The sequence below is a fragment of the Rhodovulum sp. PH10 genome, assembly GCF_000293785.1.
Taxonomy (GTDB): Bacteria; Pseudomonadota; Alphaproteobacteria; order Rhizobiales; family Xanthobacteraceae; genus Rhodoplanes.
On sequence record NZ_AKZI01000025.1, the window covers coordinates 21,194 to 35,254 of the forward strand.

General features: G+C 71.8%; 11 protein-coding genes. 7 read left to right on the forward strand and 4 right to left on the reverse strand.

Translation table 11 applies throughout. The features are described from left to right. Nucleotides 1-71: 71 nt before the first annotated feature. The 3 genes from A33M_RS05050 to murA all read left to right on the forward strand — a co-directional run bounded on the left by A33M_RS05050 (nt 72) and on the right by murA (nt 5,306). Nucleotides 72-3,611: a chemotaxis protein CheB gene (locus tag A33M_RS05050; RefSeq protein ID WP_083850317.1), complete on the forward strand. Its 3,540-nt coding sequence runs from the start codon at nt 72-74 to the stop codon at nt 3,609-3,611. A gap of 93 nt (nt 3,612-3,704) precedes the next feature. After that, nucleotides 3,705-3,914, forward strand: coding sequence for a hypothetical protein (locus A33M_RS05055; RefSeq protein ID WP_008384219.1), 210 nt, complete (start codon nt 3,705-3,707; stop codon nt 3,912-3,914). A 102-nt stretch (nt 3,915-4,016) separates the two neighbouring features. Next, complete coding sequence (gene murA, locus A33M_RS05060; RefSeq protein WP_008384220.1) at nt 4,017-5,306, forward strand: UDP-N-acetylglucosamine 1-carboxyvinyltransferase; 1,290 nt, start codon at nt 4,017-4,019, stop codon at nt 5,304-5,306. Between the two features lie 182 nt (nt 5,307-5,488). Here murA and A33M_RS05065 read toward each other — a convergent pair whose 3' ends face one another. The 4 genes from A33M_RS05065 to tsaD all read right to left on the reverse strand — a co-directional run bounded on the left by A33M_RS05065 (nt 5,489) and on the right by tsaD (nt 8,879). Continuing rightward, nucleotides 5,489-5,914, reverse strand: coding sequence for a type II toxin-antitoxin system PemK/MazF family toxin (locus A33M_RS05065; RefSeq protein WP_008384221.1), 426 nt, complete (start codon nt 5,912-5,914; stop codon nt 5,489-5,491). A gap of 115 nt (nt 5,915-6,029) precedes the next feature. Further along, nucleotides 6,030-6,452, reverse strand: coding sequence for an EVE domain-containing protein (locus A33M_RS05070; RefSeq protein WP_008384222.1), 423 nt, complete (start codon nt 6,450-6,452; stop codon nt 6,030-6,032). Nucleotides 6,453-6,462: 10 nt separating this feature from the next. Continuing rightward, nucleotides 6,463-7,479, reverse strand: coding sequence for an NAD(P)H-dependent glycerol-3-phosphate dehydrogenase (locus tag A33M_RS05075; protein ID WP_008384223.1), 1,017 nt, complete (start codon nt 7,477-7,479; stop codon nt 6,463-6,465). Beyond that, nucleotides 7,476-8,879 (reverse strand): tRNA (adenosine(37)-N6)-threonylcarbamoyltransferase complex transferase subunit TsaD, encoded by a 1,404-nt coding sequence (gene tsaD / locus A33M_RS05080; RefSeq protein WP_083850318.1) that lies wholly within the window; start codon nt 8,877-8,879, stop codon nt 7,476-7,478. The genes A33M_RS05075 and tsaD overlap by 4 nt, the downstream gene beginning before the upstream one ends. Nucleotides 8,880-8,969: 90 nt before the next feature. On the opposite strand from tsaD, the gene hemC reads away from it, so the two are divergent. From hemC to A33M_RS05100, 4 genes are all read left to right on the forward strand, one after another. Next, nucleotides 8,970-9,902, forward strand: a complete 933-nt coding sequence (gene hemC, locus A33M_RS05085; RefSeq protein WP_008384225.1) for a hydroxymethylbilane synthase — start codon at nt 8,970-8,972, stop codon at nt 9,900-9,902. 15 nt (nt 9,903-9,917) lie between these two features. Then, the gene (locus A33M_RS05090) at nt 9,918-10,625 is read left to right on the forward strand and encodes a uroporphyrinogen-III synthase (RefSeq protein ID WP_008384226.1); all 708 of its coding nucleotides are present in this window, start codon (nt 9,918-9,920) and stop codon (nt 10,623-10,625) included. A 452-nt stretch (nt 10,626-11,077) separates the two neighbouring features. Next, nucleotides 11,078-12,148, forward strand: a complete 1,071-nt coding sequence (locus tag A33M_RS22185) for a COG4223 family protein (RefSeq protein WP_157223339.1) — start codon at nt 11,078-11,080, stop codon at nt 12,146-12,148. Nucleotides 12,149-12,199: 51 nt separating this feature from the next. Then, on the forward strand, nt 12,200-13,996 hold the full coding sequence (locus A33M_RS05100) for a heme biosynthesis protein HemY (protein WP_008384228.1): 1,797 nt from the start codon (nt 12,200-12,202) through the stop codon (nt 13,994-13,996). Nucleotides 13,997-14,061: the final 65 nt, after the last annotated feature.

Consider the following 14,061-nt stretch of genomic DNA (forward strand, 5'->3'; position numbering starts at 1 on the left):
CGGCCGCCTCCGGCCCCTCCCCGGGGCGGCACACCGGCGGTCCGCGGAGCAGTCGAACGAGCGAGCGCGACATGACGAGTGACGAGCGCGAGGACACGGGCGCGCCCGCGGAGGAGTCGCCGAGCAAAGGGCGGGTGGTGCTCGTCACCATCGGCGCCTCGGCGGGCGGCATCACCGCCCTGCAGACGTTGTTTCGGGTCCTTCCCGCCGACACCGGCGCCGCCTTCGTGGTGGTGGTCCATCTCGACCCGGATCACCGCAGCGAGCTCGCCGCCGTGCTCGCCTCGCAGACGAGCATGCCGGTGCGGCAGGTGACCGACGCCGAGGCGTTCCGGCCGAACAGCGTCTATGTCGTGCCGCCCGACCGCCGCCTCGAGATCGTCGGCGAGCGGATCGCGGTGCTGCCGTTCGACGACGCGCGCGGCCGGCGCACGCCGATCGACCAGTTCTTCCGCTCGGTCGCCATGCAGCTCGGCGACGGCCTGTCGGTGGTCCTCAGCGGGGCGGGCTCGGACGGCGCGGTCGGGGTGAGGGCGATCAAGGAATCCGGCGGCATCATCCTGGTGCAGGACCCGGCCGAGGCGGAGTATCCGTCGATGCCGCGCAGCGCGATCTCGACCGGGGTCGCCGACTTCGTGCTGCCGGTCGCCGAGCTCGCCGGCCGGCTCGCCGAGCTGATCCGGCTCAAGCAGGGACAGGTGGGCGACACGCCGGCCTCGGTCGACGAGGAGAACCTGCGCCGCATCCTCGCCCATCTGCGGGTGCGCACCGGGCACGACTTCGCCAAGTACAAGCGCTCGACCGTGCTGCGGCGGATCGCCCGGCGCATGCAGGTGATCCGCGCCGAGACGCTGCGCGCCTATTACGAGGCCTTGCACGAGAATGCCGACGAGGCGCGCGCGCTGCTCGGCGACCTGCTGATCTCGGTCACCACCTTCTTCCGCGATCCCGAGGTGTTCGAGACGCTGCGCACCAAGGTGCTGCCCGAGCTGTTCCAGGGCAAGGAGCCGACCGACACCGTCCGCATCTGGATCCCGGGCTGCGCCACCGGCGAGGAGGCCTACACCATCGCCATGCTGCTGCTCGAGGAGGCGGGGCGGCACGAGCCGCGACCGATGGTCCAGGTGTTCGGCTCCGATCTCGACACCCGGGCGCTCGCCGTCGCGCGCGACGGCCGCTTCCCGGTGGCGATCGAGGCGGACGTCGGCGAGGAGCGGCTGCACCGCTTCTTCACCCGCGAGGGCGACGGCTATCGCGTGCGCCAGGAGCTGCGCGACATCGTGCTGTTCGCCGTGCACGATCTCCTCAAGGACCCGCCGTTCTCGCGCGTCGACCTGATCTCCTGCCGCAACGTGCTGATCTATTTCGACCGCGACCTGCAGGACCAGGTCTGCAGCACGTTCCATTACGCGCTCAATCCGGGCGGCTTCCTGCTGGTCGGCGCCTCCGAGACCGCCGAGAACCCGCCCGGCCTGTTCCGCTGCCTCGACCGCGGCGCGCGGATCTACCAGTCGCGCACCTCGGCCGGCGACAAGCCGCGCCTGCTGCCGCAGCTGGTCGGCCCGGTGGCGCTGCGCGAGCAGATCGGCAGCATCGGCCGCGCCGTCAGCCCGACCACCGCGCTCACCGAGGCGGCGGCGCATCGCCGCGCGATCGAGAAGCTGGCGCCGCCGAGCTTCCTGGTCGACCAGACCCACCGGGTGATCCATCTGTCGGAGACCGCCGGGCGCTACGTGATGCCGTCCGGCGGCCCGCTCAGCGGCGACGTGGTCGACCTGATCCGGCCCGAGCTGCGCTTCGAGCTGCGCTCGGCGCTGCATCGCGCCTTCGAGCAGAACCAGAGCACCCTCAGCCTGCCGATCCCGGTGCGCTTCAACGGCACGCCGCACCGCGTGCAGATTCTGGTCAAGCCGGTGCCGAGCGACGACGTGGTGCAGTACGGCACCGCGGTCGTCATGGTGATCGAGGGCGACACGCTCGACGACACCTACGGCGCCTTCGAGCAGCACCATGCGGCGGACGAGACGGTGCGCCGGCTGTCGCAGGAGCTGGAGATGACCCAGGCGCGCCTGCGCACGGTGCGGGAGGAGTCCGACGCCGCCAACGAGGAGCTGCGGGCCGCCAACGAGGAGCTGCAGTCGATCAACGAGGAGTACCGGTCGACCTCGGAGGAGCTGGAGACCAGCAAGGAGGAGCTGCAGTCGATCAACGAGGAGCTGCAGACCGTCAACAGCGAGCTGAAGCTCAAGCTGGAGGCGATCTCGCGCGCCCACAGCGACCTGCAGAACCTGATGGCGGCGACCGACTACGGCACGCTCTTTCTCGACTCGGCGTTGCGTATCAAGCGCTTCACCGATCCGGTGACGCACCTGTTCAGCATCACCTCGCACGACGAGGGCCGGCCGATCACCGACTTCGCCCATCAGCTCGAATACGACGAGCTGGTGCGTGACGCCCGCGCGGTGCTGATCGATCTCGCGCCGGTCCAGCGCGAGATCCGCAGCCGCGACGCCCATTGGTACGAGATGCGGATGCGGCCCTACCGCACCATCGACGACAAGATCGACGGCGTCGTGATCACCTTCATCGACGTGACGCACCGCCTCAGCATCGAGGAGGCGCTGCGCCGCAGCGAGCACGAGCTCAAGCGCGAGACCCGGCTGGTCGAGCTGTCGCGCGACCCGATCTTCGTGTGGCGGTTCGACGACGGCATCCTCGACTGGAACCGCGGCTGCGAGGAGCTGTACGGCTATGCGCGCGAGGAGGCGTGCGGCCGGCCCGCCTTCGAGCTCTTGCGCAGCACCACGGCGGACGGCGCCTCGATGGCGGACATCAAGGTGCTGCTCGACGAGCAGCGCAGCTGGGTCGGCGAGCTGATCCAGCACACCAAGGACGGCCGTGCGGTGGTGGTCGACACGCGGCTGCAGATCGAGGCTTTCGACGGCGAGCGGCTGGTGATCGAGACCGGGCGCGACGTCACCGAGCGCAAGCAGTGGGAGGAGCGCCAGCGCATGCTGCTGCGCGAGCTCAACCACCGCGTGAAGAACACGCTCGCGGTGGTGCAGGCGATCGCCCACCGGACTTTTCGCGGCAATTCCGGCATGAGCGAGCTGGTCGCCCACTTCGACCAGCGGCTCGCCGCGCTCGCCAATGCGCACGCGCTCTTGGTGCAGTCGGACTGGGCGGGCGCCTCGCTCGCGGCGATCGTCGAGAGCCAGCTCGCCGGCCATCTCGCCGACGGCGCCGAGCGGCTGGTGATCGACGGCCCCCCGGTGGTGCTGCCGCCCGACCTCGCGACGCCGTTCGGGCTGGTCATTCACGAGCTCGCCACCAACGCGACCAAGCACGGTGCGCTGTCGCGCCCCACCGGCACCGTGCACATCGACTGGACGGTGGCGCCGCAGGAGCACGGCGCGCTGCTGTCGGTGAGCTGGCGCGAGGTCGGCGGCCCGCCGGTCACGCCGCCGCGCGGCAACGGGCTCGGCAGCGTGCTGATCGCCAACGCGATCCCGAACGCCGAGGTGAGCCGCGAGTTTCGCCCCGACGGGTTCGTCTGCCGCATCGAGGTGCCGCTCCCGCCCGCGGACGCGGCGAGCGGGTGGAGCCACTGAGCGGCATTCGCGCCGCCGCCGCCGAAGCGCCACCGCCGGGGGCGAATCGCGAGGCGATTGCCGCGGCCGCCCTGCCCGTGCTCTAACCGCACCATGTCCGGAACCGGCAAGGACGCCGAGCGCTCCGCCCGCGAGAGGCGGCTGGCCGAGGCGCTGCGCAAGAATCTCCAGCGCCGCAAGGCGCAGTCGCGCGCCCGTGCGGGCGAGGGGCAGGGCGCGGGCGTTGCTCCGGGCGGCGTTTCGGGGGGCGCGGACGAGACCCACGATTCCGCCGGAATCGCGGACGAGAAGGACCCGGACTAGAACGACCTGGATTTGATCGGGGACTGGTTTTTCGAGCCGGCGGCCGCGTGCAATGCGCGAAACACTCGCCCGGCGAAGACGAAAAACCTTCGGAGGGGCGGCATGGACCGGATTCGCATCGTCGGCGGCAAGCACTTGACCGGGACCATCCCGATCTCGGGCGCCAAGAACGCGACCCTGCCGCTGATGATCGCGAGCCTTCTCACCGACGAGACCCTCGTGCTCGAGAACGTGCCGCGGCTCGCCGACGTCGCGCTTCTCCAGCGCATTCTCGGCAATCACGGCGTCGACGTGATGGTCGGCGGCAAGCGGCCGGGCGACGGCGAGTACGACGGGCAGACGCTGCACATCTCGGCGAAGCGCATCGTCGACACCACCGCGCCCTACGACCTCGTCTCCCGCATGCGCGCGAGTTTTTGGGTGGTCGCGCCGCTGCTCGCGCGGATGGGGCAGGCAAAGGTGTCGCTGCCGGGCGGCTGCGCGATCGGCACCCGGCCGGTCGACCTTCTGCTGATGTCGCTGCGTGCGCTCGGCGCCGAGATCGAGATCGACGGCGGCTACGTGCTCGCCCGCGCCCCGCACGGCCTGAAGGGCGGCGAGGTGGTCTTTCCGAAGGTCACGGTCGGCGGCACCCACACCGCGCTGATGGCGGCGACCCTCGCGCGGGGCACCACGGTGATCGAGAACGCCGCGCGCGAGCCGGAGATCGTCGACGTCGCCGACTGCCTCATCAAGATGGGCGCAAAAATTTCCGGCGCCGGCACCTCGCGGATCGAGATCGAGGGCGTGTCGCGGCTCGACGGCGCGCGCCACCGCGTGCTGCCCGACCGCATCGAGACCGGCACCTATGCGATGGCGGTGGCGATGGCCGGCGGCGACGTGATGCTGGCGGGCGCAAAGCCCGAGCTGCTGCAATCGGCGCTCGACGTGCTGGTCGAGGCGGGGGCCGAGATCGCCGCCACCAACGAGGGCATCCGGATCGCCCGCAACGGCGCGGGCATCGCCCCGGTCGAGGTGGTGACGGCGCCGTTCCCGGGCTTTCCGACCGACCTGCAGGCGCAGCTGATGGCGCTGATGACGCGGGCCAAGGGTACCTCGCACATCACCGAGACGATCTTCGAGAACCGCTTCATGCACGTGCAGGAGCTGGCGCGGTTCGGCGCGCACATAAAGCTCGACGGCGAGACCGCGACCATCGAGGGCGTCGACCGCCTCAAGGGCGCGCCGGTGATGGCGACCGACCTGCGGGCCTCGGTGTCGCTGGTGATCGCGGCGCTGGCGGCGGAGGGCGAGACCTTCGTCAACCGCGTCTATCACCTCGATCGTGGCTTCGAGCGGCTGGAAGCGAAGCTCAATGCCTGCGGCGCGGCGATCGAGCGCCTGAGCGCCTGAGCGCCTGAGCGCTCCGACCCCACGCAACGGTATCTCGAAATGAAAAAGGCCCCGCGTTTCGGCGGGGCCAAAATCTGCGTCATGCGGATGCTTGTCGTCGCGGTCCACATGACGGCCCCGGGTGGGGTCTTAGACGTGGATCGCCGCAGGGCGAGAGCCACAATCACCGTAAAAATAGTCCGTCACAGGTGTCGCGTCAAGCGGCCGAGGCCCAAGCCATTGAGAACGCAGGCATTTACTTCCTGCATCTGGTCCGCCGCGAGTGTATCCCACCGATAGAGGCGTTTTCCGACTCGGTCTTTCCCGAGCCTGAGCAGGTTCAGGCGGTGGAAGCCGACGGTGTAGAGCATGTCGCCCTTCACCCAGACGCCGCTGCTCATCCATGGTTTCGGAAGCGGCGGATCGATGTCCAGCCGACAGTGGTAGGACATGACCGGATCGGGGTCCGTCGTGCTCAGGCAAACGACGGTGCACAAGCCAGGACGGCCGGAGATCTTCGGGCTCAGCACGACGACGCATCTCGACTTGACCATCTCGGGCACTTTGAAGCTCGAGTCGAAATCGCAGACGAGAATCGTCCCTTGCGCCGGATGCTCTCGGATCGCCATGTCGGAAGCCGAATCTGAAACGACGTGATTCGAAAACGAGAACGCTCGAAACAGAAACCGTAGCGGACGTGCGGCCGGGCGAATCGTGATCCGATTCGCGCTTCTGCGAAAGGCGTCAACCGGCGAGGCCGCCCATCTCGCAAATTCTCGTCCACTCGGCGTCGGTCACCGGCTGCACCGAGAGGCGCGAAAGCTTCAACAGCGCCATCTCGGAAAGCGACTTCTCGGCCTTGACGGCGGCGAGCGTCACCGGGGTCGGCAGAGCCTCGAGCGCCTTCACGTCGACCACCACCCAGGGCGAGCCGGGCTCGGCGGTCGGGTCGGGATAGTGCTCGCGCACGATCTCGACCACGCCGACGATCCGCTTCTCGTCGACAGAGTGGTAGAAGAACGCCCGGTCGCCTTTCTTCATCCGCATCAGATTGAGCTTGGCCGCGTGGTTGCGCACGCCGGTCCACGGCTCGCCCTTCTTGCCGGCCTTCACCTGGTCGTCCCACGACCACGCCGACGGCTCCGATTTCACCAGCCAGTACGCCATCCCGCTCGTCCTAATGCTCCGCCTTGAACGGGCGCGTCAGCAACGCCTCGATCGCGCCGTCGACGCTCAGGCGCCCGTCGAGCACGGCGGCGACCGCGGTCGCGATCGGCATGTCGACTTGCCTTTCGCGTGCCATCTCGACCAGCACCGGCGCGGTGAAGGCGCCCTCCGCCAACAGGCCGCCGCGGCGGGCCTCGTCGGGCGACAAGCCGTCGCCGATCGCGATGCCGAGCGAGAAATTGCGCGACTGCCGGCTCGAGCAGGTGAGGATCAGGTCGCCGAGCCCCGACAGGCCGGTGAGCGTCTCGATCCGGGCGCCGAAGGCGCGGCCGAAGCGGGTGAGCTCGGCAAAGCCGCGGGTGGTGAGCGCGGCCGCGGCACTCGCCCCGAGCTTCTTGCCGTGGACGATGCCGACCGCGATCGCCAGCACGTTCTTCGCCGCGCCGCCGATCTCGACGCCGCGCACGTCGTCGGAGTGATAGGGCCGGAAGGTGGTGGTGCCGAGCGTGTGCGCGAGCTTTTGGGCGATGCCGGTGTCGGCGGCGGCGAGCGTGATGGCGGTCGGCAGGCCGCGGGCGACGTCGCTCGCAAAGCTCGGGCCCGACAGAATCGCCGGCACCGCCTGCGGCAGGTTCTGCGCGATCGCCTCCGTCATGAACCGGCGGGTGCCGCGCTCGATCCCTTTTGCGCAGGCGACGACCGGGGTGCCCTCGGGCAGCACCGGCGCCAGCGCCGCGGCGACGCCGGCATGCGCCTGCGCCGGCACCACCATCAGCACGGCATCGGCGTCACGCGCCGCCTGCGGCCCGGCCAGAACCGTCACCGTCGGATCGAGTTTTATGTCGGGCAAATGCGGGGAGGCGCCGGCCTCGCGGACCTGCTCGGCCGCGGCCGCGTCGCGCGCGAGGAGCAGAACCTCGCGGCCGGCGCGGGCGGCGACATTGGCGAGCGCGGCGCCCCAGGCGCCGGCGCCGATCACCGCGATGCGCCCGAAGGTCGACGGCACGGTCTCCATCGCCGCGCTCACCGGGCGTCCGGGTTTTTGGCCGGCTCGGCGGTGTCCGGCTGCGCGGCATTTTTCTGGTCGGTTTCAGACGGGTCGGCTTCCGGTGAGCCGGCCGACGAGTCGGACCCCGACGAGTCGGAGCCCGGCGAGCCGGAGCCCGACGAGTCGGCACCCGACGAGTCGGTGCGCCGAGCGGGCGCCGAGAGTGCCGCGGCCCTGGACGCCGTCTCGAACAGCAACGCCTCGCTCTCGATGGCGGCGTGGTGCAGCTCGTCGTCGAGCCCCTCCTCGCCGAAAGGCGTGGCGGCGGCCGACAGCGAGCCGGCATGGGGAGCGGCATGGGGGCCGGCATGCGGTGCGGGTTCCGGCTCGGCGGGCCTGTCCGGCTTCTTCACGTCGCCGAGCGGCCAGCGCGGCCGCGGGCCGACGTCGAGCGTGTCGGTGAGGCCGTGGGCGAGCCGCTCGGCCCCGGCCCAGGCGATCATCGCGCCGTTGTCGGTGCACAGCTCCGGCGGCGGCAGGATCAGCACGGTGCCGCCGTCGAGCGCGGCGGTGTGCAGAAGCCGCCGGATCGTCGTGTTGGCGGCGACCCCACCGGCGGCGACCAGCGCCATCGGCTGCCCGAATTTTTCACGGAACAGCTTCAGGCCGACCCGCAAGCGGTCGCGCACCATGTCGGCGACCGCCTGCTGGAAGGCGGCGCACAGGTCGCACACCGTCTGCTCGGACAAGGGCGCGACCTTCTCGGCCTCCAGCCGCAGCGCGGTCTTCAGCCCCGACAGCGAGAAATCGGCGTCCGGCCGCCCGACCATCGGCCGCGGCAGCGCGAACCGGCTCGCCACCCCGCGCGCGGCATAGGCCTCGACCTGCGGCCCGCCCGGATAGGGCAGCCCCAAAACCTTCGCGGTCTTGTCGAACGCCTCGCCGATCGCGTCGTCGAGCGTGGTGCCGAGCCGCACGTAATCGCCGACGCCGCGGATCGCGACGATCTGGGTGTGGCCGCCGGAGGCGAGAAAGAGGCAGTAGGGGAACGGCAGCTCGTGGGTGAGCCGCGTGGTCAGCGCGTGGCCCTCGAGGTGGTTGACCGCGATCAGCGGCTTCTCGTGGACGAGGGCGATCGCCTTGGCGGTGGTCAGCGCGACGATCAGCCCGCCGATCAGGCCGGGGCCGGCGGCCGCCGCCACCCCGTCGAGCGCGGTGAAGCTGACGCCCGCCTCGCGCATCGCCTGGGCGATCAGCCGGTCGAGCACCTCGACATGGGCGCGCGCGGCGATCTCGGGGACCACGCCGCCATAGGCCGCGTGCTCCTCGATCTGGGACAGGACGACGTTCGCGAGAATCGTGCCGCGACCCTCGGCGTCGCGATGCACCACCGCGGCCGACGTTTCGTCGCAGGTCGTCTCCAGGCCGAGAACGATCATGATCAACGGGCGAGGCGATGCTCGCCTTCGCTCCTCTTCCCCTTCGCGCAACCCGCTTCTATAAGGCTCGGCGTAGCATTGTGAGGTCCCATGGTGCAATCCTCCCCGCCGTTCCTTCGGATCGGCACGCGTGGCAGCCCGCTCGCTCTGTGGCAGGCCCACGAGACGCAGCGGCGCCTCGCCGCCGCACACGGCGTTCCGCTCGAGGCGATCACGATCACCGTCATCAAGACGACGGGCGACGCCATTCAGGATAGGCCGCTCGCCGAGGTGGGTGGCAAAGGTCTTTTCACGAAAGAGATCGAGCAGGCGCTGTTCGACGAGACCATCGATCTCGCGGTGCATTCCGCGAAGGACATGGAGACGGCGCTGCCGGACGGGCTGGTGCTCACCGCCTGCCTGCCGCGCGAGGACGTCCGCGACGCCTTCATCTGTGCCAAGGCGAAGACGCTCGCCGAGCTGCCGGCCGGCTCCAAGGTCGGCACCGCGTCGCTGCGGCGCGGCGCGATGGTCAAGCGGCTGCGGCCCGACATCGAGGTGGTGTCGATCCGCGGCAATGTCGACACGCGGCTGCGCAAGATCTCGTCCGGCGAGGTCGACGCGACGCTGCTCGCGCTCGCCGGCCTCAAGCGGCTCGGCATCGCCGACAAGGCGGCCTCGGTGTTCGACGCCGAGACCTTTTTGCCGGCGGTCGGGCAGGGGGCGGTGGCGATCGAGACGCGCGCCGGTGATTCGCGGACCCGCGAGCTGCTCGCCGCCATCGACTGCCGCGACACCCGCATCGCGCTGACCGCCGAGCGGGCGTTTCTCGGGGCGCTCGACGGCTCCTGCCGCACGCCGATCGCCGGCCATGCGACGGTCGACGGCGAGCGGCTCGCGCTGCGCGGGCTGATCGTCAAGACCGACGGCAGCGTCGCCCACGAGACCTCGCGGGCCGGCACGGTCGGCGAGGCGGAAGCCCTCGGGGCGGACGCGGGCGCCGAGCTGAAGGCGCGGGGTGGCGCCGGCTTCTTCGCCGGCTGAGGTGCGGAGGACGGCGTGCGCCTGCTGGTCACCCGACCGGATCCGGACGCCGCCCGCACCGCCGCGCTTTTGCGCGCGCGCGGGCACGAGGTCGTGGTCGCGCCGCTGTTGCGAATCGCCACGATCCCGGATGCGGCGATCGGCGACGGTCCGTGGGCGGCGATCGCCCTCACCAGCGCCCATGCGCCGAGCGCCATAGTGTCGCACCCGGCACGGGCCGCATTCGACGGTGTTCCGGTGTTCACGGTCGGCGCCAAGACCGCGGCGGCGGCCGCCGCCGCCGGGCTGACGGTCGCCCGCTCGGCCGACGGCGACGTCGCGGCGCTCGCCGCGGTGATCGCCGAGACGCTCGGCGCGCGGCGCGAGCCGGTGCTCTATCCCGCCGGTGAGGAGCGGGCCGGCGACCTCGAGGGTTTGCTCGCCGGGCACGGGCTTTCGGTGCGCACCGTGGTCGTCTATCGCGCGGTCGCCGAGACGCGGCTGCCCGCGGCGGTGCGCGCCGCGCTCGCCGACAGCACGATCGACGGCGTGCTCCACTATTCCCGCCGCTCCGCCGAGGCCTTCCTCGCCGCGCTCGCGGTCGACGGGCTCGCGCCCGCCCGCCTGTCGGCCGCTCATTACTGCCTGTCGCTGGCGGTCGCGGCGCCCCTGCGGGCGGCGGCGGCCGGGGACGTTCGGGTCGCGCCGCAGCCCGATCAGAAGAGCCTGTTCGGACTTCTTTAGCGATCACGCCTATGGCGTTGTTGCCGTCACCAAACCGGCGCAGTATGCGGGTGTGATCCGCCTTCGGCGGACTGCGACCGCAATTGCAGCGGGAGGGGTGGATGGTCGACGACAAGAAGCCATCGAACGACACGCCGGCCGAGACGCCGGAGGAGAAGGGCCCCCCGCCGACGCGGGAGACGACCCCTCTCGAGCCGACCGATATCGAGACGCCCGACACCCGGGCCGAGCCGCCGACCAGCGCTGCCGACACACCCGTCGCGCCGCCGGGAACGACGGCCGCCGGTGCCGACAAGGCGGACGACATCACGTCCATCGACGAGACCGACACGACCGAGCCGGCGTCGCCGCGCCGGGATCGCGGGGATGCGGCGGCCGCTTCGCCGCCACCGACGCATATTGAAGGGAGTGACGACATGGCGCGGTCCACGCGCACGCCGAGTATGGGATCGATGCTGACCGCCGGACTCGCCGGCGGCGCCGTGGTCGCGATCGCGGCCGGTCTCGCTTGGTCGACCATGCAGCCGGGCGATTCCGGATCGAACGACAAGCTGACCGCACGGCTCGCCGCGCTCGAGCTGAAGGTCGACGAGATCGCCGCGCGTCCTGCCGCGGGCGGGGCCGCGCCGCAGGCGGTGAGCCAGCTCGGCGCCCGGCTCGACAAGCTCGAGAAGGCGCTCGCCGAGCGTCCCGCCTCCGCCGCCGGCGGGCCGGACCCGGCGCTGATGAACCGCCTCTCCTCCGCCGAGGCGGCGGTGAAGTCGCTCGGCGACACCGTGTCGGCCACCGACAAGCGGCTCGACGAAGCGCTGTCGGCCGCCGAGGCCGCCCGCACCCAGGCCGAGGCCGCCGCCAAGGCCGCCGACGCCGCGGCGCCCGCCGCGCCCGGCGTGCAGCCGGCCGAGATCGCGGCGCTGTCGTCGCAGATCGCCACCGCCGAGCGGACCCTGTCGTCGCTGCAGCAGCAGGTGGCGCAGCGCTCGACCGCGCCGATCTCCGACCGGGCGGTCCGCCTCGCGGTGCTCGCCGACGGCCTGCGGGCGCAGGTCGAGCGGGGCGCGCCCTACGCCTCCGAGCTCGCCGCCGCCAAGCAGCTGGTCTCCGACCCGCAAACCTTCGCGCCGCTCGAGCCGTTCGCGACCACCGGCGTGCCGAGCGCCACCGCCCTCGGCCGCGAGCTGAGCGCCGTGGTCCCGGCGATGATGCAGGCGGCCGACGTGCCGCCCGGCGAAGGCTATCTCGAGCGCCTGCAGGCCAAGGCCGAGTCGCTCGTCCGCGTCCGCAAGGTCGACCAGGTGAAGGACGCCGGCGCCGGTGCCGACGTCGCCGTGGTGATCGGCAATGCCGAGGCGAAAGCCCGCCAGGGCGACCTCGCCGGCGCGCTCGAATCGCTCGGCACGCTGCCGCCCGCCGTCCGCGCCCCGGCCGAGCCGTGGATCCGGAAGGCGGAGGCCCGGCGCGCCGCCGTCGCGGCCGCCCGTCGCGTCGCCACCGCCGCCCTCGGGGCCCTCGCCAATCCATAGGACCGGAATACCATGATACGTGTTCTTTTATTCCTTGTTGGCGTGACTGCATTGACGTTCGGTGCGGCGTGGCTCGCCGACCGTCCGGGTGACGTCACCGTCAATTGGCTGGGCTACCAGGTCGAGACCTCGATCATGGTGACGATCCTGGCGCTGCTCGCGCTGGTCGTCCTCACCGTGCTGATCTGGTCGATCCTGCGCGGCATCGTCCGGGCGCCGGGCGCGATCGCGGCCCGCCGGCTCGACCGCCGGGCGCGCCGCGCCTACCGGGCGATCTCCAACGGCATCGTCTCGATCGGCGCCGGCGACGCGCAGGCCGCGCGCCGCTACGCCAACGAGGCGCAGCGCCTCGCCCCCAAGGAGCCGCTGGCGCTGCTGCTCGGTGCCCAGGCGGCCCAGCTCGCCGGCAACCCGGCCGATGCCGAGCGCACCTTCAAGGCGATGGCCTCGCGGGACGACACCAAGCTGCTCGGCCTGCACGGGCTGTTCATCGAGGCGCAACGCTCCGACAACGCTGCCGCCGCCCGCACCTATGCCGAGGACGCCGCCAAGGAGGCGCCGAGCCTCGCCTGGGCGGCCGAGGCGGTGCTGCAGTATCGCGCCGCCGCCGGAGACTGGGTCGGCGCCGTCGCCGCGCTCGAGCGCAACATGCGCAACGGGCTGATCGCCAAGGACGTCTATCGCCGCCAGCGCGCAGTGCTGCTGACCGGCCGGGCGATGTCCGGCGAGGTCGGCACCGAGGACGCCAAGGCGCTGGCGCTCGAGGCGCTGAAGCTGTCGCCGGGGCTGGTCCCGGCCGCCTCGCTCGCCGGCCGGCTGCTCACCGAGACCGGGCACCCGCGCAAGGCCGCGCGGGTGATCGAGAAGGCGTTCGCGATCAATCCGCATCCGGATCTGGTCGAGACCTACGCCAACATCCATCCGCGCGAGTCGAACCGCGACCGGCTCGGCCGCATCCGCCGGCTCGCCCAGCTGGCGCCCAAGCACCCCGAGAGCGCCATGGCGACCGCCCGCGCGGCGATCGACGCGCAGGAGTTCTCGGCGGCCCGCAACGCGCTCACCCCGATGCTCACCATGCCGACCCAGCGCATGGCCGCCCTGATGGCCGAGCTCGAGGAGAAGCAGAGCGGCGACGTCGGGCGCGCCCGCGAATGGATGCGCCGGGCGCTGGTCGCCACCCGCGACCCGACCTGGACGGCCGACGGCCTGGTCACCAACAAGTGGCTGCCGGCCTCGCCGACCACCGGCCGGATCGACGCCTTCGAGTGGCGCATCCCGATCGCCGATCTCGCCCAGCAGGGCCCGGTGATCGAGCACGACCACGCCCAGCGCAGCCAGATCGCCGCCGCGCCGCCGCCGCCGCCCGCCGCCTCCAAGGAGGTGACGCCGGCCAAGACGGTGTCGAGCCCGCCGCCCGCCCCGCCGGCGGCCAAGGCCGAGCCAGCCCCCCCGCCGCCGCCGCCGACCCCGCGCAAGGCCGCCCCTCCGGCACCTCCCCCTGCGCCGACGCCCGAGCCGGCGCCGATCCCGCTGCCGGCCCCCAAGGCCGAGGCGAAGCCGGTCGAGGCCAAGGTGGACAGCAAGCCCGAGCCCAAGGTCGAGGCGAAGCGTGAGGCCAAGGTCGAGGCGAAGGCCGACGAGAGCAAGCGCGAGGAGACGCCGTCGCGGGTGTTTCGCCCGGTGCCCCGTGAAATCCATCCGCGCGACCGGGCGCCGCGCAGCGAGGACGTGATCGCGCTGCCGACCTCGGGCAGCGCCGCCAAGTCCAACTCGGGAAGCGCCAAGGACGAGGCCTCGCCGGCCGACCGTCCGCAGCGTCCCGAGCCGCGCCGGCCGTTCTTCCGCTGACCGGTCTTGTCGTTCCGCCCGCGGGCGGGACGACCCGACGCCGACCGGCGAGCACGATCGGCACA